This window comes from Nonomuraea sp. NPDC049028, from assembly GCF_043197735.1.
In the GTDB taxonomy this organism is placed as follows: Bacteria; Actinomycetota; Actinomycetes; order Streptosporangiales; family Streptosporangiaceae; genus Nonomuraea.
This window is the reverse complement of sequence record NZ_JBICTR010000004.1, coordinates 574,943-593,212: the sequence shown is the minus strand read 5'-3', so window position 1 is coordinate 593,212 and position 18,270 is coordinate 574,943. Positions and strand designations below refer to the sequence as shown.

The following is an 18,270-nucleotide window of genomic DNA, read 5'->3' as shown; positions in this document are numbered from 1 at the left end:
CAGACGTTTTCGTCGGCCCTGCGACAGATTTCCGGATTCTTTCTGCCGGAAGGTTGACGTAAAAAATGGGCAAACCATAGGTTTCCAGCGTGTCAACGCCCAATGGAGCCCACGCGCTCGTCCGTCGCTCCCATGAGGAGAGAGTGCTGCGCCTGCTACGCCAGCACGGCGCGCAGAGCCGCAGCGAGATCGCGACGCGGGTCGGCCTGTCGCGCACCACGGTCTCCGAGATCACCAGTGACCTGATCGGGCGCGGCGCGATCCAGGTCGTCGACACCGACGCCGTCGAGCGCGTCGGCAGCGGCCGGCCGGCCGAGCGGCTCGCGCTGGACCCCGGTTCGGGGCAGTACATGGGCGTCGACTTCGGCCACCGGCGGGTGAACGTCCTGGTGGCCGACGCGGCGCACGACATCATCGCGTCCGGCACCTCGCGCTACGAGGAGTCGGCGCAGTGGCCCGAGCGGGTCGAGGCCGGGCTGGCGCTGATCGAGCGGATCAGCGCCGACACCGGTGTCCACTACGGCGCCCTCCAGGCCATCGGGATCGGCGTGCCGGGCTGGGGTGACCGCTCGCGCGCCGACGGGGTGGCGGAGCTGTTCGCCGAGCGCTTCCACACCGCCGTGATCGTCGACAACAACGTGCGCTTCGCGGGGCTGGCCGAGGCGCTGCACGCCCAGTCGGACTCCGTACGCGACCTCATTTACCTGCGCCTGTCCGACGGCGTCGGCGGCGGGCTCGTGGTGGGCGGCCAGCTCGTACGAGGCTCCAAGGGCTACGCCGGAGAGCTCGGCCATGTGACCGTCGTGCCCGGCGGCGCGCAGTGCCGGTGCGGCAAGCGCGGCTGCGTGGAGACCGTCGCGTCGGTCCCGGCGATCCTCGGGCGCTGCCGCGAGCTCGGCCTGCCGATGGAGACGCTCGACGACCTGCGGGCCGCCGTGGAGATCGCGCACCCGGTCGTCGACCAGGTGCTGCGCGCGGCCGGCGCGGCGGTCGGCCGGGTGCTCGGCACCGCCGCGATGACGCTCAACCCCAGCGAGATCGTGCTCGCCGGCGAGATCGTCACGATCGCGCCCACGCTGGTGCAGCAGGTCGCGGCCACGGTCACGTACGAACTGTCGTGGCTGACCGACGCGGCGCCGGTGATCCGCGCCGCCCTGCTGGCGGACGACGGCGGCGCGCTCGGCGCCATCGCGGCCCTGTTCCACGAGTCCCCGCTGCTGGCCGGATACGAAGCGAACGTCACAACGGACGGAGGCCACAGGTGGCCGTGATCACTACGGAAGCGGCGGCGGCCACGAAGGTCCGCCCCCGCAAGAGCCGTACCCTGCTGATGCTCAACATCGGCTCGGTGGTGGCCGGGCTGGCGATCTGGTGGGGGCTGTCCCTGGCCGGGCTGCAGTTCCCGACCCCGGGCGAGGTCGTCGCGGCCGCCTGGCGGATGCTCCTGGACGGCACACTCGTCACCGACGTCGGCGCCTCGCTCGGGCGGGTGCTGGCCGGGTTCGCGCTCGGCTCGGTCGCGGCGGTCCTGATCGGCTTCCTCATGGGGTGGTACACGATCGCGCGCGGCCTGTTCGAGCCGTGGATCCAGTTCTTCAGGACCGTCCCGCCGCTGGCGATGCTGCCGCTGGTGCTGGTCCTGATGGGCATCGGCGAGAGCCCGAAGATCTTCGTCATCTTCCTGGCGGCGTTCCTGGCCTGCGTCATCTCGACCTACCAGGGCGTGGTGAACGTGGACCGGACCCTCGTCAACGCCGCGCGGGTCCTCGGCGCGGGGGACGGGACGATCTTCGCGCGGGTCGTGGTGCCGGCCTCGACGCCGTTCATCCTCGTCGGGATGCGGGTCGGGCTCGGCTCGGCCTGGGGCACGCTGGTGGCCGCCGAGCTGCTGGCCGCGCAGGCGGGGCTCGGGCACCGGATGCAGAACGCGCAGCTCTACTACGACCTGCCGACGATCTTCGTCGGCATCATCACGATCGGGATCCTCGGCCTGATCATGGACCGGCTGCTCATGCTGGCCGGCAACAAGCTGACGGCCTGGCAGGAGAGCCGATGACCACGCCCAAGATCTCCGTACGCGACATCGAAAAGGTCTACCCCGTCGGCAAGGAGGACTTCGTCGCCCTCGGCGGCGTCTCGCTCGACATCGCCGACAACGAGTTCGTGACCGTCGTCGGGCCCTCCGGCTGCGGCAAGAGCACGCTGCTCAACATCCTCGCCGGGCTGGAGCAGCCCACCGGCGGCGCCGCGCTCGTCGACGGCAAGCCGGTCTCGGGTCCTGGCCCCGAGCGCGGGGTGATCTTCCAGCAGTACGCGCTGTTCCCGTGGCTGACCGTCCGCGAGAACGTCGAGTTCGGCCTGCGTACCGCCAAGGTGCCCAAGGACGAGCGGCGCCGGCGGGCCGAGCACTTCATCGGCCTGGTCGGCTTGGAGCGGTTCGCGGACGCGCTGCCCAAGACGCTGTCCGGCGGCATGAAGCAGCGCTGCGCCATCGCCCGCGCGTACGCGGTCAACCCGTCGATCCTGCTCATGGACGAGCCCTTCGGCGCGCTGGACGCGCTGACCCGGGTGCGGCTGCAGGAGCAGCTCCTGGAGACGTGGAGCCAGGAGCGGCGGACGGTCATGTTCATCACCCATGACGTGGACGAGGCGGTGTTCCTCGCCAACCGGGTGGTCGTGATGGCCGCGCGGCCCGGCCGCATCGCCGATGTCATCGACGTCGACCTCCCCTATCCGCGCGACGAGGACATGCGCCTGAGTCCCGAGTTCGGGAACCTGCGCAACCGCGTCTGGCATTCGGTGTACCACCAGCGGCAAGTCAAGGAGCCCGCGCAATGAGAAAGACATCCATCGCCGCTGCCGCCGTCATGCTGGCGCTCGGCACGGCCGCCTGCTCGTCAGGCGACGCCGGCACCCAGGTCAACTTCGGCTACATCGGCGACTTCAACGGCGCCAGCCTGCTCGCCGTCGCCGACCAGCAGGGCCTGTGGAAGAAGCACGGTATCGACGCGAAGACCAGCGTCTTCACCAACGGCCCGCTGCAGATCCAGGCGCTGGGCACCGGCGACCTCGACTTCGGCTACATCGGGCCGGGCGCCATGTGGCTGCCGGCCACCGGCAAGGCCAAGGTCGTCGCGATGAACACGCTCGGCAACGCCGACCGCGTCATCGCGCAGGCCGGTACGGGCTCGATGGCCGACCTGAAGGGCAAGACGATCGGTGTGCCCGAGGGCACCTCCGGCGACATGATCCTCACGCTCGCCCTGAAGAAGGCCGGGCTGGCGAAGACCGACGTCAAGATCGTCCCGATGGACGCGGCGACGATCGTCTCGGCGTTCACCTCCAAGCAGATCGACGCGGCCGGCTTCTGGTATCCGGCCATCGCCACGATCAAGAAGGCCGTTCCGGACCTGGTCGAGCTGGCCAAGAACGAGGACTTCGCCGACACGGTGTCCTTTCCGACCGCGTTCGTGGCCGGCAACGACGTCGTCGCCAAGGACCAGGGCAAGACCCAGAAGGTCATCGCCGTGCTCCGCGACGCGATCCAGTACCGCAGCGAGCACCTCGACGAGACCATCGCCGCGACCGCCAAGATGCTCAACCAGCCGGCCGAGCAGGTGAAGGCCGACGCGGCCAACTCCAAGGTGCTGTCGCTGTCCGAACTGGACGGCTACACCAAGGACGGCACCATCGACAAGTGGCTGACCGGCATGAACGACTACTTCGTCGGCGCGGGCAAGCTCACCGGAGCCGTCGCCCCCAAGACCTACTACACGGCCGACCTGTTCACGGGCGCCGCCAAGTGAACATCCTGTTCCTGATGACCGACCAGCACCGCGTCGACACCCTCGGCGCGTACGGCAACCGCCTGGCCGCCACCCCCGTCCTCGACGAGCTGGCCAGGACCGGAACCCGGTTCGACCGCTGGTACACCCCCACCGCGATCTGCACGCCCGCGCGGGCGAGCCTGCTCACCGGGCAGGCGCCGTTCCGGCACAAGCTGCTGGCCAACCACGAGCGCAACGTCGGCTACATGGAGGACCTGCCCGACGGGCAGTACTCCTTCTCCGAGGCGCTGCGCGAGGCCGGGTACAACTGCGGGCTCATCGGCAAGTGGCACGTCGGGCACCACCGGCGGGCGGCCGACTTCGGCTTCGACGGGCCGGACCTGCCGGGGTGGCACAACCCCGTGGACCACCCCGACTATCTGGACTACCTGGCGGCCAACGGGCTGCCGCCGTACGAGATCCACGACCACATCCGAGGGACGCTGCCCAACGGCGGGCCGGGCAACCTGCTCGCCGCGCGGCTGCGTCAGCCGGTGGAGGCGACGTTCGAGCACTACCTGGCGACGCGGACGATCGAGATGCTGGAGCGGTACGCGGCCGACGAGCGGCCCTTCTTCCTGCAGCTCAACTTCTTCGGGCCGCACCTGCCGTACATCGTGCCGGACGAGTACTTCGACATGTTCGACCCCGAGCTGGTCGAGCTGCCCAAGTCGATCGCCGAGACCTTCGCCGGCAAGCCCGCGGTGCAGGCCAACTACAGCGCGCACTGGACGTTCGACACCATGCCGCTGGAGGTGACGCGCAAGCTCATCGCCGTCTACTGGGGGTACGTCGCGCTCATCGACGCCCAGATCGGCCGGGTCATGGACGCCATGCGGCGCCTCGGGCTGGTCGACGACACGGCCGTGTTCTTCACCTGCGATCACGGCGAGTTCACCGGCGCGCACCGGCTGCATGACAAGGGCCCGGCGATGTACGAGGACATCTACCGCACGCCCGGCCTGCTCCGCGTTCCGGGGCAGGAGCCCGGAGTCGTCCGGTCGGAGTTCGTCAGCCTGCTGGACTGCACGGCGACCATCCTCGAACTGGCCGGGATCGACCCCGCTCCGGCCGTCGACTCGCGCAGCCTCGTGCCGCTCGCGTCCGCCGACGAGGTGGCGTGGGAGCAGGACATCGTCTGCGAGTTCCACGGGCACCACTTCCCGTACCCGCAGCGGATGATCCGGACCGACCGCTACAAGCTGGTCGTCAACCCGGACTCGACGAACGAGCTGTACGACCTGTTCACCGACCCGGACGAACTGCTCAATGTCTACGCGCATCCCGAGATGGAGGCGGTGCGCGGCCGGCTGATGCGGCGGCTGTACCAGGTGCTGCGGGATCGGGGTGACAACTTCTACCACTGGATGACGTCGATGTACGACGTCGGCGACGTCTCCTACGACCCGACGATGAGCGGGCTGGACGAGGCGACCTACCGGTGAGACGGCCCAACATCGTCATGATCCTCACCGACGACCACGCCTCGCACGCCGTCGGCGCGTACGGGTCGGTGGTCAACCGGACGCCGCGCATCGACGAGATCGCGGCGTCCGGGGCCCGGTTCGACAACTGCTTCGCGACCAACGCGCTCTGCTCGCCGAGCCGGGCCAGCATCCTGACCGGCACGTACTCGCACGTCAACGGCGTCTCGACGCTCGTCACGCCCATCGACGCCGCCCAGCCGACGTTCGTGAGCCTGCTGCGGGACGCCGGGTACCGGACGGCCATCGTCGGCAAATGGCACATGGGGGACGGCCCCGGTCATGATCCGCAGGGGTTCGACTACTGGGACGTGCTGATCGAGCAAGGGGAGTACGTCGATCCGCGATTCCTCTCGAAAGAGGGCCTGCGGACCGTCCCCGGCTACGCCACCGACCTCATCACCGACCTGGCGCTGTCGTGGGCCGACGGGCTCGACGGCGACGACCCGTGGTGCCTGCTGATCTACCACAAGGCGCCGCACCGCCCGTGGGAGCCCGACGAGAAGCACGCCGGGATGTACACCGAGCCCATCCCGGTGCCGGCGACGTTCACCGATGACCACGCGACGCGCTCGTCCTCGGCGCGGCGGGCGGCGATGCGGATCGCCGAGCACCTGAACGCCGAGGACCTCAAGCAGGATCCGCCCGAGGGGCTGTCCTACGAGGAGCTGGCGCTGTGGAAATATCAGCGCTACATGGAGGACTACCTGGCCGTCGTCGCCTCGGTCGACGACAACGTGGGCCGGGTCGTCGACTGGCTCCGGGCCCGTGGCGACTTCGCGGACACGCTCCTGATGTACTGCTCCGACCAGGGCTTCTTCCTGGGGGATCACGGCTGGTTCGACAAGCGCTTCATGTACGAGGAGTCGCTGCGGATGCCGCTGGTCCTGAGCTACCCGAGGCGTGTACCGGCTGGTCAGGTACACCCCGGTATCGTGACGAACGTGGATTTCGCGCAGACCGTGTTGGACGTGGCCGGGGTGGCGCACCATCCCCGTATGCAGGGGCGCAGCTTCCTGGCGGACCTGACCGGCGAGCCCGGCCCGGCTCCCGCCGAGGGGATGTACTACCGCTACTGGGAGCACGACGACGTCTTCCACAAGGCGCCGGCGCACTACGGTTACCGGACGTCCCGCTACAAGATCATCTACTTCTACAACGACGGCATGGGGCTGCCCGGTACGGGCGCGTTCACCTACAGCGGGGAATGGGAGCTGTACGACCTGGAGGCCGACCCCGCGGAGCTGCGCAACGTCTACTTCGAGCCGGACTATCTCGCGGTCCGCGAGGAGATGAAGGCCCGCATGTGGCAGGCGCAGGCGGCACTCGGCGACGAGCCGCACCCCAGCCAACCGGTCCCCAGCCAGTTGCTCCCCGGCCGGCCGCGCCCGAGCCAGTCGCTCCCCGGTCAGCCGCACCCCGGCGGGGAGTGACATGTCGGGCAGCTGCTGCACACCCGCGACGCCGGCCACACCCCTGGAGCCGACCCGGTTCGCGGCACAGGGCACGCACGCGATCGAGCAGGTGGACCTGCCCGGCGGCGAGTTCCGGATGGGCGACGCCACCGGCGACGGCAACCGGGGCGACGGTGAGACGCCCGTCCACCCGGTGGTCCTGGCGCCGTTCTCGATCGACGCGACCTGCGTGACGACGGCCGACTTCGCCGCCTTCGCGGAGGCGACCGGCTACCGGACGGAGGCCGAGGAGTACGGCTTCTCCGCCGTCTTCCACCTGGCGCTGCAGGCCCGCCCGGAAGACGTGATGAACCCCGTCCCCGGCACCCCCTGGTGGGTCGGCGTCCATGGCGCCGACTGGCGGCACCCCGGCGGGGCCCTGTCATCGGCGGAGGCCGACCACCCCGTGGTCCATGTGAGCTGGAACGACGCCCTCGCCTACTGCTCGTGGGCCGGCCGGCGCCTGCCGACCGAGGCCGAATGGGAGTACGCCTCCCGTGGCGGCCTCGAGGGCGCACGCTACCCGTGGGGCGACGACCTGCCCGAGGACGAGTGGCGGGTGAACATCTGGCAGGGCGTCTTCCCCACCCGGAACACGCTGGCCGACGGCTACCTGACCACGGCTCCGGTCCGCACGTTCGAGCCCAACGCGTACGGGCTCTGGCAGACGGTCGGCAACGTCTGGGAGTGGTGTTCGGACTGGTACGCCCCCGACTACTACGCCTACTCCCCGTCGGCCGACCCGCGCGGCCCGCTCCGTGGCACGACGCGGGTGCTGCGCGGCGGCTCCTTCCTGTGCCACGACTCCTACTGCAACCGCTACCGCAACGCGGCGCGGTCCTCGAACACGCCCGACTCCTCGATGGCCAACGCCGGCTTCCGCACCGTGACGCTATAAGAGCGCCGACTCTGGCGCTATGAGATCGCCGGCTGGTGGCCGAACCTGACCGGTTCCGGACCGCGCAACCGGACGGCCGGGTCGGTCAGCGCCTGGTCCCGGGCCTCGACTTCGACGGCCGGCTCGATGACCGGCTCGGCCTCGCCCGCCGCCACGATCCGCCGCAGCAGCCGCGCGCGCAGCCCGGCCGCCACCTCCAGATGGGACCGGTGCCCCGCCAGGTTGACCAGCTCGTGCGGGTCGCTGTCCAGGTCGTACAGGGCCTGCTCGCGGTAGTGGGCGGAGGCGGGGCTGGCCACCGGGTCGGCGTCCTCGGCGACGGCGTAGTACTTCCACCGCGAGGTACGGATGCCGCGCCCCACCTCCGATTCGCTCACCTGGAAGAACACCTCGTCCGGCCAGGGGGCGCGGGCGTCGCTGAGCAGCGGCAGGAACGAGCGGCCCTGCATGTTCTCCGGCACGGGCAGCCCGGCCGCGTCCAGCAGCGTGGGCGGCAGGTCGATGACGCTGACCGGCCGGGAGATCGCGCCGCCCCCGTCGAACCCCGGCCCGCGCACGGCCAGCGGCACCCGCAGCGACGCGTCGTGGCAGGACCGCTTGTACTCGCCGTTGCGGGTCTTGAAGTGGTTGCCGTGGTCGGAGGTGTAGGCGACGATCGTGTCCTCGAGCAGGTCCATGCTCCGCAGCGCGTCGAGCAGCCGGCCCAGCCCTTCGTCCAGGCGCTTGACCTGCCCCAGGTACCCGCCCAGGTGCCGGGCGGCCGTGCCGCCCAGCGCGGTCAGGTCCGGCGGCGTCCAGCGGCCCTGGTAGCGCTCCTCGTAGCCGTCGGGGGCCGGGTAGTTGTCCACCTCGTTCTGGTGGTGCGGCTCCAGGAAGGACAGGAAGAGGAAGAAGGGCTCGTCGTGGTGGTCGGCGACGAACCGGACGGCCGCGTCTACCAGGGCGTCGGAGCGGTAACCGGGCAGGAAGACGGGGTCGTTCGCCTCGTCGTACACGATCGTGCGGTAGGCGTCGGAGGTGTGCTCCAGCGCGTTGGCCGCCAGCCACGACCCGTAGCCGCCGCGCAGCTCCTCGGGCACCGGCTCGGTGGCGGCCAGGTGCCACTTGCCGATGTAGCCGGTGGCGTATCCGGCGGCGCCGAAGTGGTGCGCCAGGGTGCGCTCCTCGGCGGGCAGGGCGCGGCCGTTGCGGTAGACCCCGGTCGTGGTCGGGTAGCGGCCCGTCTGCAGGGCCGCGCGGGCGGGCGCGCACACCGGTTGCGGGGTCAGTGCGACCGTGGCCTGCGTGCCGTGCCGGGCCATCCGGTCGAGGTTCGGGGTGAAGGGACCCACGGTGTCCCACCGCTGCTGGTCGGTGAAGACGACGATCACGTTCGGGCGCAAGGAAGAGCTCCTGTCGAAGGGCCGTTGGGAGAGGCTGTTGGGAAGGGCTGTCAGGAAGAGCCGCGTCGCAGGAATGTCCATGGGCGGACCACTTCGCGGGCGGGCAGGGGCCCGTCGGCCTGGAGGCGGTCGAAGAGCAGGCGTACGACGTCGGTGTAGTCGTGTCTGAGCGGGCCGACGGTGCTCAGCTGCGGGTTGCTGATGAGCCCCTCGTCGATGTTGCCGACCCCGATCACCGCGACGTCGCCCGGCACGCTCAGCCCGGCGTCCCTGGCGGCGGAGAGCACGCTGATCGCCGCCCGGTCGGACGCCGCGAAGATCGCGTCCGGCCGGTCGGGGGAGCGCAGGAGCTCGGTGGCGGAGTGGTAGGCCGCCACGCGGTCGTCCGCGCCGGAGACGATGATCCGCCGCTCGACGCCATGCCGGTCGAGGGCCGTCGTGTAGCCCAGCAGCCTGCCGGTCGGGTGGTCTCGGTAGAGCTCGTGGCGGTGCGCCATGAAGGCGATGCGCGTGCGGCCCTCGGCGAGCAGATGCTCGACCGCCTCGGCGCTGACCTCGGTCTCCGGTGTCCGTACGACGTCGCAGCCGTCCGGCACGCTCTCGTTGCGGACCACGACCATCGGCAGACCGCCGGCGGCGATCTCGGCCAGCAGGTCGTGGGTGAGGTGCTCGCCGGCCAGATTGACCAGCGCGCCGTCGGCGATCCCGCTCCGCAGCACGTCGGCCGCGGCCCGCGCGCGAGCCTCGGAGTAGACGGCGAGCGTGATCACGGAGTAGCCGTGTACGTCGGCCATCTCGTGGAGGTCCCTGGCCAGCCGCTCGTCGGTGGGCACCCCGCCGAGCGAGCCCTGAACCAGGCAGACCCGCTGGGTCCGGCGCTTGCGCAGGCTCCTGGCGGCCTGGTCGGGCGTGTAGCCGAGCTGCCTGGCCGCGTCGAGCACCCGCTGTCTCGTCTCGGCGGCGACGGGCCGGTCCCGGCCGCTGAGCACATAGGACACGGTCGCCACCGACACCTGCGCCAGCTCGGCCACCTGTCGTGCTGTGGGTCTCATGTGTGCTGATGTTAAACGATTAACATCAGCGGGCTCTACTCTAACCCTCTTGATCGGATCAACCTTCTGTCGTTCGGACGCTCTTTACCGGTGAGGTAGAATTCAGGTACCGAGGACATTTCGTGCGTTGACACTCAGGTCGGCGTCGCCCACGGCGATCCGCGATTGTCGGCCTCCTCATGTTGGGCCGGACAGGTCAGGCGACCATGAAGGCGTCAATTCTTACTCATCTCAAGCCGCTGCACGCTGTCGCTTCCGCGGTTCCCGCCATCGACTCAGAAGTGCGGCTCAGTCTGAATCCCGTGCTCAGCCGGCGATCCGTCGTGGACGGGGCGTGGTGGCCCCACTCCCGCGACGCGGCCGCGGAGCTGCCAGGGCTCATCGCCGCCGTCGATCAGCGGCTCGACCAGACCACGTTGCGGGTCGGCGTGCGCAAGGAGACGTGGGACCACATCCCGCGCCGTATCCCGGCACCCGGGCGCCAGGTCAAGGTCGGCTGGTTCCGCAACACCGACCCTCAGGTGGTCACGTTGATCCTCGCGGGTGCCGAGCCGATCGTGCTGCTGGTCATCCCACCGGGCACCGCGAGCGGGCCCGCTGCGGCCGCGCTCAAGCTCGGCGCTCAGGACACGACCGGATTGTGGCCGGTCGACCTCCTCACCATCGCCCGCCTGCCCGCCACCCGCGGTGCCCGGCCGGCGGGTCGGGAAGCCTCGGACAGCTGGGAGAACGAGGGTGGGCACATCGCCGACCAGGCGGCCGGTCCGCCGATCGGATAGCCAGTAGTTCCAACCGGATCGCCGGGTCGGCGAGGGCGTAAGCTGCCGGGTGTGGACCTCCCCCCGTCCCACGGCCCGACATTGCAGGTCGCCCAGGCGTTCATCACCCTGGCCGACACGCTGGTAACCGGGTTCGACGTGATCGACTTCATGCATGGCCTGGCCGAGCAGTGCGTGCGACTCCTCGGCGTCGACGCCGCCGGGCTGCTGTTCGCCGCCCCCGGCGAGAAGTTGCGGTTGGTGGGCGCCTCCAGTGAGCAGAGCCGGCTGCTGGAGCTGTTCCAGCTCCAGACCGACCAGGGTCCCTGTCTGGACTGTTTCGCCACCGGTCAGTCCGTGCACTGCGCCGACCTGGCCACGGCGGAGCCCATGCGGCGCTGGCCCCACTTCGCCGAGCAGGCCGGCGTCAACGGGTTTCGCGCGGTCGACGCGCTGCCCATGCGGCTGCGCAACCAGGTGATCGGCGCGATGAACCTGTTTCGCCACGAGCCCGGCGAAATGCCGGCCCCCACCGTCGCGCTCGCCCAGGCCCTGGCCGACATCGCCACCATCGGGCTGCTACAGGAGCGCACCATCCGGGAAGGCCAGATCCTGTCCGAGCAGTTGCAGCACGCGCTCAACAGCCGGGCGGTGATCGAACAGGCCAAGGGCATGCTCAGCGAGCGTTACACGCTGCCGATGGAGCAGTCCTTCGTCGTGCTGCGCCGGCACGCTCGCGACCACAACCGCCACCTGACCGAACTCGCGCGTGAGGTGGTCGCCCGTGCCGCCGACCCCGGCCTCATGCCCTTCCCTCCTGCCCCCTCAGCCGAGGACGCTGACCCGACGCCGTGATACCCGGCGAGGCGTCAGCCCGGTAACCGGACGGTGGTTCCGCCCGTGTCGCTGGAGAAGGTGACCGCGTCGCCGAACTGCCGGATCGGGGGTGGGGTACGGGAGCCCCTGAAGTCCCAGGTCGGTGACAGGTCCTGTACGCCGGTAGCATGGGGCCCAGGCACCGAGTGTTCCCCCGATGTATCGGGGGACGTCAGCCACAATCCTGAGAGCGGGACGCAAGATGCGTAGTCCTCGCACAACCGAAGACTTGACCACGATGGAGTCCGCCCCGACCACCGAGGCCGACGAGCGGGCCGAGCACGCGGCCAACGCCCAGTGGCTCAAGGACAACCCGGCTTCGATGCCGCAGGTGGCCGCGGGCCGCTGGGCCGTGTACAACCGCGCCGGCCACCTGCGCGGTCACCTCGTCGGTGATGGCCCGACCCGCGAGACCCGCTTCAAAGCGACCAGCGCCGACAAAGCGGACAACGACCGGATGCCCGCCGGCAGCGCGCGCTTCGGCATCACCTTGCACGATGCCGGGGCACATCTCCTCGATGGGGGCACGCACGGCGGCCTCGCCGAGGCAACGGGCAGCTGAGCGCCGCTCAGGCACCGGCGCACCGTGCGAGGCCGCTCGGTCATGCGTTGGGGCAGTAGGCCGGGGCCGTGCCGTAGGCGTACTGGAGGAAGTCGACCAGGTCATCAGGCCAGGAGTTCCAGTCGTGGCCGCCGGTGCCGTAGCAGTAGCGGTGGTTCACTCCCAGACTGGTCAGCGTCTTGTCGAAGTCGCTCGCGTACGAGCCGAGGATGGTCTCGTCGACCGACAAGGCGTCATCATGGGCCTTGCTGTCGTAGGCGCACGTCTTCGGCGCTGGGTGGTTGCCGTCGGCGTACTGGGGATTGCCGGGAGCGCCCGGCAACTCCTTGCAGCCGCCCGCGTACAGGCCGAACCGGCCGCTGTAGGGCGCGTACTTGCCCTGTGTCACCAGCTCGGCCGGGTTGACGGACGGCCAGTCGTCGACCGTCTTGCCGTTGAAGACGGTGCTCGTGTACGGCCCGAACAGGCTCTCCAGCCGGTAGCGCCGCTGCTTGTCCTGGTCGAGCACCAGGACGCCGTTCTCGTATTTGTTGACCCTGAACGCCCCCCAGTCCGTCAGTGGCATGATCGCCGCGCCGGACGCCCACATGGAGTCGGAGATCGTCCGCTGGGCGGGCATGCCCCGCAGGTCGATGCCCGGGGAGAAGGCGCCGATGACGGAGAACACGTCGGGGTGCGCGGCGGCGTACTTGAGCGTGCCGAAGCCGCCCATCGAGATCCCGGCCAGCCCGCGCCCGGATCGGTTGGCGATGGTGTTGAAGTTGGCGTCGATCCAGGGGATGAGCTGGGAGATGTGGTACGTCTCCCACTTGGGTGCGAAATATCCGTCAGTGCGGCCGACCCAGTCGCTGTACCAGCCGGTCATCCCCCCGGTCGGCATCACCACGATGCCGTCATAGGCCCCCGCCTGGTCCACCAGGGAGACCAGATCGGTCTTCGTCGTCCATTCGTCGTAGTTGTCCCCGCCGCCGTTGAGCAGGTAGAGCGAGCGGTAGCGGGTGCTCCTGGCCGGGTCGTAGTCCTTGGGCAGGTAGATCCGTACGGTGATCGGACGGGCCAGCGGGTCGATCGCCGGAGTGCCGCCGGACGCCTGGAAGATCGCCGTGGAGGTCATGGTGATGTCCCGCAGCTCGGACCCGTTGTCCTGGAGATGCCGGTCCACGCTCACGCAGGTGATGCCGTAGTCGTCGGGGTGGGGCAGGGTCGTCGAGCAGGTCTGCGCCCGCGCCACGCCGGCCGGGACCACAACCGCTCCGGCGATCATCAGCAGTCCGGTCAATGCGCGCGATAACCACCGTGGGGAACTTCGCATCGCTTCCTCCTCCAAGTGAGAAACCGGGCATCAAGGTACAAAGCGGTGCCGATTTCCGCGTCAACCGCCGGGTGGAGAAAGTGGTCAACCTTCGCCTTGTGGGCCGGGGCCGCGTACAACTCCTGCGGTAGGTCGCCTGGCGTATTGCGGCTTTCGAGTGGGTCTTGCCAGTTTTGTCATGTCGGCTTTCACTGATCTCCATACCGGTGATCCAGGAGGAGCCGATGCGTGGCTTACGGGCGTCCGCAGTCGTTCTGGCGATCGTTCTTCTCACGACGTTCCTGACCTCGGGGCAATCCGTCCCGGCGGTCGCCGGGCCGTCCGACCCGGAGCCGGCCTCTCTGGTCACGCTCTCCGTGCCGGACCAGGCCACGATGGAGCGGCTGACGGCCTCGGGGGCGGACCTCACCGAGCGGGTACGCCCACAGGCGGACGGCAGCGTCCAGGTCGACGCGGTCGTCACGCCGAGCCGGCTGACGGCGCTCGCCGCGCTCGGCGCGACCCTGGCGCCCGGCACGCCGCCCAGCTCCCGGGCGACGCCGAAGGGCACCGCGGCGCCGGATCAGCTGGTCATTGAGCGGGCGGTGTGGTTCAAGAGCCGCGACGGGTACTTCCTGTCGGTCGAGGCGTCCAGCAGCGCGGGGGCGGCGGCCACGCTCAGCGTGAGCTGGACGGGCAAGGGCGGTGCGGGCGGTCAGGTGCCGATGGTGCCGTACGTCGACGCGGGAGCGTACCTGGGCCACCAGCTCAGCACCCCCGTGCCGGCGGAGAACCGGCCGCAGTGGGTCACCGTCACGTCGGCGGCCGGTGGCAAGGCGGACGCGCGGGTCCAGGAGTGGCCCGACGGGGAGCGGCCCGACCGCCAGGGTCCCGGCTACGAGAAGGACTTCGTCAGCCAGTACATGCCGCCGACCCAGCTCAACGAGCGGGTCAAGGCGCTGCACCGGCGCTTCCCCAAGCTCACCGACATCATCACGCTGCCGAACCCGACCAACGGCTACCGGCGCAACGCCCAGGCCCTGATCGGCACCCCGCCCGGCGCCGCCGTCGTGGTCACCTCGAACGCCTACGGCTCCGAGGGCGGCAACGACCTGGCCATCGAGCTCGTCACCCCCGGCGCCCCCGACCGGCAGTTGCAGGTGACGGTGAACGGCAAGCAGATCACCCTCAGCCTGGCCACCGACGGCTCCGGCACGCCCACCAGCACGGCCGCCCAGGTGGTCGCGGCGATCAACGCGACGCCGGGCATCGCCGTCAAGGCCACGACCTACCGCACCGACGCGGGACTCGGCGTCAAGGCGCCCGCCCCGCTCACCCAGCTGAGCGACTTCCTCAAGGCCCCGGCCGACGTCCCCCGCGCGCCGTGGCGAGTGCTGGCCCTGCGCGTCGGCGTACACCGGGACGGCTCGCGCACCGGAGTGCTCGCCTACGCGCAGGAACACGCCAGGGAATGGGTGGGGCCGCTGGTCACCATCGAGGCGGCCGAGCGGCTGCTGCGCAACTACGCGCGCGACGCGGCGACGCGGGAGCTGCTGAAGCGCACCGACATCTTCATCGTGCCCACGGTCAACCCCGACGGCGCGAACTACAGCTTCTACGACTTCAACTCCCAGCGTAAGAACATGACCAACCACTGCCCCGCCCAGCAGTCCGACCCGGCGCTCCGCAACACCTGGGGAGTGGACGTCAACCGCAACTACGCCGTGGGCTCGCTGTCGGACGGATACTTCGGCGCCTCGGCCGGCTGCCAGAGCGGTACGTACGCCGGGCCCGCCGAGCACTCCGAGCCCGAGAGCCGCAACGTCATCTGGCTGGCGCAGCGGTATCGCAACATCAAGTTCGCGATGAACGTCCACAGCTACGGCGGCTATTTCATGTGGCCGCCGGGCGCCTACAAACTCGACGGCCGCGTCACCCTGCCCCGGCCCACGCCCCGGCAGGAGGCGTACTTCCTGCGTTCGGCCCGCACCATCGAGCAGGCCATCGCCGCCGAACGCGGCACGGTCACCTGGCCCCAGCAGACCGGGCCGGTGACCGACGTGCTCTATTCGGCGGCGGGCAACTCCGCGGACGAGCTCTGGTACGACCACGGCGTCTTCGGATGGGACTTCGAGGTCGGCAGCGACCTGTGGAACCCCACGACACAGAGGTGGGAGGGAGTGGGGTTCCAGCCGCCGTTCAGCGAGGGGCACGCGGAGGCGATGGAGTTCGCCTCCGGCCTCATCTCGCTGATCGGGGTCGCCGCGGACTATCGAGAGCCGTGACGGGCAGGTCTCGCCGGCCCGGCCGCGGCGGCGGCTGGGCGTGCCGGAGTGTCAGCCGATCACCCGCGCCACCGCCGGTATCCGCCGGAGCACCAGCCAGTCGAGCAGCAGCACGGCCGCCATGGTGACACCCGCCAGCGGGAACAGCAGGCCGAGCACCGCCATGACGGCGATCACTCCGTACGCGCTGCGCCTGTTGGTCGCGCGGGCGGGCGCACCGGCTCGCCCGCGCGGGCGGCGCTTCCACCACATCCACGCGCCGGTGACCACGAGCGTGATCAGGGACAGGCAGGCGGCGAGCATGACGAGCAGGTTGACGGTGCCGTAGCGGCGGCCCTCGTGCAGGGCGATGCCCTGTTCGACGGCTTTGGCCATGATGCCGTACTCGGCCCAGCCATAGGAGACGAGCACCCGGCCGCTGTACTGGTCGACGTGGAGCGTCTGCGCGGCGGCCGGGTCACGGCGGTTGTCGGTCACGACGGTGTACACGCCCTTCGCGTCCTTGGGGAGGAGGACCTTGACGTCGCATTCGGCTGGCTGGCAGTCGCGCAGGACCGGACGGGCGGCGGCCAGGGCCCGCTCGATGGGCACCGCACCCGGTTGCAGCACGCCGCCGGCCGTTTCGTGCGCGGCGTGACCTCCGGACTGCGGTACGGGGAGTCGTTCGGCGGACCAGGGCACCTTGGCGTCGGGGTTGGTGGACAGGTCTCCGGACAGCGTCGAGGTCTTGGGGAAGGAGTCCGCGCTGGGGGTGGTCGAGCCCGTACTGTCCTGGATGCGCTGCAGGCCATCGCCCCACACGCCCGACCAGGGCAGGCCGGACAGGACGAGGAAGACGACCACCGCCCCGGCGCCGACTCCGGTGAGGGTGTGCAGGCGGCGCAGCCGGCCGCGGCCCGACCGCTTGGCCCGCTTATGTGTACGTCGCCCGCTCCACCACAGGTACGTGCCGGTGGCGATGAGGATCAGCGCCCAGCACGCGGCGATCTCGACGACCCGGTCGCCGATGGTGCCCGCCATCAGCTCACCGTGAATGGTGCGTATGACACGCATGAAGGTGGTGCCGTCGTCGATCTGCCCCACCACGCGGGCCGTGGCCGGATCGACGTAGACCGAGACGCCCTGAGCGAAGGGGCCGGTGTCGGCGCCCTGGAGGATGACCCGGGTGGTCCGGTCCGGGGCGGTGGGCGGGATGACCGACATGACGGCCGCGCCGGGCCGCGCCTGCCGGGCGGCGGCGATCTGCTCCGACAGGGGCTTCGCGGCAGTTACGGGTGTGGCGAGAGTGCGGACGTCGGCGTAGTGCCACTCCTCGAACGGCTCCTTGAACAGGTAGATCGACCCGGTTATGGCGAGGATGAGCAGAACGGGGGCGACGAACAGCCCGGCGTAGAAATGCCAGCGCCAGATGATGCGATAGCGCTGGGACGACAGGGCCGGGGTGGGCTGGACGGTCGGCGGCCGTACCTCGACAGAGGTCATGGGGTTCTCCATTCCGGAGACGCGCCCGTCTCGGGGCGCGCGAACAGCGGGGGCGGTCATGACCGGCCGATCGGGTCTTCAAGGCGCGATCGGGCCGCGAAGGCCGTGATCGTCGTGCGGTCATGACGGACCGGACGTGCGGCTTCCGGGTACGACGACGGCGATGCACGCGGTCGGTCCCGGCGGCACACGGTGCCGGTAAATGGTCGGCTTCAGCAGGCGTCGCCTACTGAGGCGGCCCCCGGCGGCACAGCTCCCAGGTCAGTACCTGGGTGGTGGGCATCCCCGGCGTGACCTCCACTACCGGCGCCACGCGGCGCGGCGTCGAGGTCGGCACGAGCAGGTCGGTCAGCGGGCGCCACAGGTCGCGGAGCGAGCAGGCCAGCAGGAACAGCAGTGTGGCCAGTGCCGTCTCACCACGCTCCAGCCACCAGGCGGACACCGTGGCGACCAGCACGTGCGCCAGCAGCATCCCGACCCCGGCGGACAGTCCGCCGAGGTGGTGTCCCGTCAGCGGAAGGCCGGGGCCGGGACCGAAGAGATGGTGCATGCCGTACTGCGCGGCGAAGGAGGCGACGAGCAGCGTTCCCAAGCTCCGCCGCCGGCGCGCGAGGACGTACGCCCCCGCGCCGGTCACGGCGGTGGCGGTGGCGACGATCCCCAGCCCGGCGCCGGTGCCACCGGCCAGCACGTGCATGCCCAGCGCGGCGTACACGCAGACGACCGCGAACACCGCCGCGCGCACGACACGTCCGGCGGGCTCGTTCCGATCGGCGCTCACGCGCGATCACCGCTCACATGTGCAGATACGGCCCAGCGGGTGTCTCGGTTCGATCGCGCCGTAATGGGCGGTGGTCCCGTGGGCTCCATCGGATTGACCTGCGGAAACTTCGGCTCGCCGGGTAGGGGTGTCGGGGAA

General features: G+C 70.3%; 17 protein-coding genes. 11 read left to right on the top strand and 6 right to left on the bottom strand.

Features of this window, described 5'->3' with window-relative positions:
* The first annotated feature begins 89 nt into the window (after nt 1-89).
* Genes ACGFJ2_RS18140 through ACGFJ2_RS18110 form a run of 7 tightly spaced genes read left to right on the top strand, consistent with a single transcriptional unit; the run spans nt 90 to nt 7,663 of the window.
* A complete protein-coding gene (locus ACGFJ2_RS18140; protein ID WP_393469520.1) occupies nt 90-1,271 on the top strand; it encodes an ROK family protein in 1,182 nt (393 codons plus the stop codon).
* Nucleotides 1,262-2,056: an ABC transporter permease gene (locus tag ACGFJ2_RS18135; RefSeq protein ID WP_393469517.1), complete on the top strand. Its 795-nt coding sequence runs from the start codon at nt 1,262-1,264 to the stop codon at nt 2,054-2,056. Before ACGFJ2_RS18140 ends, ACGFJ2_RS18135 begins: the two co-directional genes overlap by 10 nt.
* The gene (locus ACGFJ2_RS18130; protein WP_393469515.1) at nt 2,053-2,838 is read left to right on the top strand and encodes an ABC transporter ATP-binding protein; all 786 of its coding nucleotides are present in this window, start codon (nt 2,053-2,055) and stop codon (nt 2,836-2,838) included. Before ACGFJ2_RS18135 ends, ACGFJ2_RS18130 begins: the two co-directional genes overlap by 4 nt.
* A complete protein-coding gene (locus ACGFJ2_RS18125; RefSeq protein ID WP_357952208.1) occupies nt 2,835-3,806 on the top strand; it encodes an aliphatic sulfonate ABC transporter substrate-binding protein in 972 nt (323 codons plus the stop codon). The genes ACGFJ2_RS18130 and ACGFJ2_RS18125 overlap by 4 nt, the downstream gene beginning before the upstream one ends.
* Nucleotides 3,803-5,272, top strand: coding sequence for a sulfatase-like hydrolase/transferase (locus tag ACGFJ2_RS18120; protein ID WP_393469512.1), 1,470 nt, complete (start codon nt 3,803-3,805; stop codon nt 5,270-5,272). Before ACGFJ2_RS18125 ends, ACGFJ2_RS18120 begins: the two co-directional genes overlap by 4 nt.
* Nucleotides 5,269-6,744: a sulfatase gene (locus ACGFJ2_RS18115; RefSeq protein ID WP_393469510.1), complete on the top strand. Its 1,476-nt coding sequence runs from the start codon at nt 5,269-5,271 to the stop codon at nt 6,742-6,744. The genes ACGFJ2_RS18120 and ACGFJ2_RS18115 overlap by 4 nt, the downstream gene beginning before the upstream one ends.
* 1 nt (nt 6,745) lies before the next feature.
* The gene (locus tag ACGFJ2_RS18110) at nt 6,746-7,663 is read left to right on the top strand and encodes a formylglycine-generating enzyme family protein (RefSeq protein ID WP_393469507.1); all 918 of its coding nucleotides are present in this window, start codon (nt 6,746-6,748) and stop codon (nt 7,661-7,663) included.
* Between the two features lie 17 nt (nt 7,664-7,680).
* Here ACGFJ2_RS18110 and ACGFJ2_RS18105 read toward each other — a convergent pair whose 3' ends face one another.
* Together ACGFJ2_RS18105 and ACGFJ2_RS18100 are read right to left on the bottom strand one after the other, a co-directional pair.
* A complete protein-coding gene (locus ACGFJ2_RS18105) occupies nt 7,681-9,045 on the bottom strand; it encodes a sulfatase-like hydrolase/transferase (RefSeq protein ID WP_393469504.1) in 1,365 nt (454 codons plus the stop codon).
* Between the two features lie 50 nt (nt 9,046-9,095).
* A complete protein-coding gene (locus ACGFJ2_RS18100) occupies nt 9,096-10,097 on the bottom strand; it encodes a LacI family DNA-binding transcriptional regulator (RefSeq protein ID WP_393469501.1) in 1,002 nt (333 codons plus the stop codon).
* Nucleotides 10,098-10,276: 179 nt separating this feature from the next.
* Here ACGFJ2_RS18100 and ACGFJ2_RS18095 point away from each other — a divergent pair, with 179 nt between their 5' ends.
* Entirely contained in the window at nt 10,277-10,876 is a 600-nt protein-coding gene (locus ACGFJ2_RS18095; RefSeq protein ID WP_393469498.1) for a DUF5994 family protein, read from the top strand.
* Between the two features lie 51 nt (nt 10,877-10,927).
* Entirely contained in the window at nt 10,928-11,710 is a 783-nt protein-coding gene (locus ACGFJ2_RS18090; RefSeq protein WP_393469495.1) for a GAF and ANTAR domain-containing protein, read from the top strand.
* Nucleotides 11,711-11,724: 14 nt separating this feature from the next.
* Here ACGFJ2_RS18090 and ACGFJ2_RS18085 read toward each other — a convergent pair whose 3' ends face one another.
* Nucleotides 11,725-11,874 carry a hypothetical protein gene (locus tag ACGFJ2_RS18085; protein ID WP_393469492.1) on the bottom strand — a complete coding sequence of 50 codons (150 nt, stop codon included), beginning with the start codon at nt 11,872-11,874 and terminating at the stop codon, nt 11,725-11,727.
* Between the two features lie 86 nt (nt 11,875-11,960).
* On the opposite strand from ACGFJ2_RS18085, the gene ACGFJ2_RS18080 reads away from it, so the two are divergent.
* The gene (locus ACGFJ2_RS18080; protein WP_357952216.1) at nt 11,961-12,293 is read left to right on the top strand and encodes a hypothetical protein; all 333 of its coding nucleotides are present in this window, start codon (nt 11,961-11,963) and stop codon (nt 12,291-12,293) included.
* Between the two features lie 40 nt (nt 12,294-12,333).
* Here ACGFJ2_RS18080 and ACGFJ2_RS18075 read toward each other — a convergent pair whose 3' ends face one another.
* The gene (locus tag ACGFJ2_RS18075) at nt 12,334-13,605 is read right to left on the bottom strand and encodes an alpha/beta hydrolase-fold protein (RefSeq protein WP_357952217.1); all 1,272 of its coding nucleotides are present in this window, start codon (nt 13,603-13,605) and stop codon (nt 12,334-12,336) included.
* Between the two features lie 224 nt (nt 13,606-13,829).
* Between ACGFJ2_RS18075 and ACGFJ2_RS18070 the strand changes: the two genes are divergently transcribed.
* On the top strand, nt 13,830-15,869 hold the full coding sequence (locus ACGFJ2_RS18070; RefSeq protein WP_393469489.1) for a M14 family zinc carboxypeptidase: 2,040 nt from the start codon (nt 13,830-13,832) through the stop codon (nt 15,867-15,869).
* Between the two features lie 51 nt (nt 15,870-15,920).
* Here the strand turns inward: ACGFJ2_RS18070 and ACGFJ2_RS18065 are convergent, their stop codons facing one another.
* Both ACGFJ2_RS18065 and ACGFJ2_RS18060 read right to left on the bottom strand, forming a co-directional pair.
* Complete coding sequence (locus tag ACGFJ2_RS18065; RefSeq protein ID WP_393469486.1) at nt 15,921-17,351, bottom strand: PepSY-associated TM helix domain-containing protein; 1,431 nt, start codon at nt 17,349-17,351, stop codon at nt 15,921-15,923.
* 226 nt (nt 17,352-17,577) lie between these two features.
* Nucleotides 17,578-18,132 (bottom strand): hypothetical protein, encoded by a 555-nt coding sequence (locus ACGFJ2_RS18060; protein ID WP_358173747.1) that lies wholly within the window; start codon nt 18,130-18,132, stop codon nt 17,578-17,580.
* Nucleotides 18,133-18,270: the final 138 nt, after the last annotated feature.